General features: G+C 67.9%; 2 protein-coding genes. Both read right to left on the minus strand.

What is annotated here, in order from left to right; genetic code table 11:
- The coding region (locus IF99_RS0130285; protein WP_037828299.1) for a GTP-binding protein at positions 1-576 on the minus strand (576 nt) is incomplete at its 3' end.
- A partial coding sequence (locus tag IF99_RS33155) for a DUF742 domain-containing protein (protein ID WP_010636332.1) occupies positions 557-688 on the minus strand: 132 nt, incomplete at its 5' end. The genes IF99_RS0130285 and IF99_RS33155, both read right to left, overlap by 20 nt.

Below are 688 nucleotides of genomic sequence, written 5' to 3' on the forward strand. Positions count from 1 at the left end.
CAGGCGGGCCATGAGGGCGTGTTCGACGAGGGTGATGAGGGCGGATTTGGCGTCGGCGCGGTGGCGGGCGTCGGTGGTGATGATGGGGGTGTCGGGTCCGATCTGGAGTGCTTCGCGGACTTCGTCGGGGGTGTAGGGCTGGTGTCCTTCGAAGCCGTTGAGGGCGATGACGAAGGGGAGGCCGCTGTTTTCGAAGTAGTCGACGGCGGGGAAGCAGTCGGCGAGGCGGCGGGTGTCGACGAGGACGATGGCGCCGATGGCGCCGCGGACGAGGTCGTCCCACATGAACCAGAAGCGGTCCTGTCCGGGGGTGCCGAAGAGGTAGAGGATGAGGTCCTGGTCGAGGGTGATGCGGCCGAAGTCCATGGCGACGGTGGTGGTGGTTTTGTCGCCGGTGTGGGTGAGGTCGTCGATGCCGGCGCTGGCGCTCGTCATGACGGCTTCGGTGCGCAGGGGGTTGATCTCCGAGACGGCGCCGACGAAGGTCGTCTTGCCCACGCCGAAGCCGCCGGCGACCACGATTTTCGCGCTGGTGGTCGACCGTCCCGGTTCGCCGCTAGAGCTTGCGAAGTCCACTGAGCACCCTTTCGAGCAGTGTCACGTCTGGCTGGCCGCCGGCGTTCTCGTCGCCGCCGGGCTGGTGGATCGCGACGAGACCGGCCTCCGCCAGGTCGGCGACGAGAATCCG

This window comes from Streptomyces sp. NRRL F-5630, assembly GCF_000719475.1.
GTDB lineage: Bacteria > Actinomycetota > Actinomycetes > Streptomycetales > Streptomycetaceae > Streptomyces.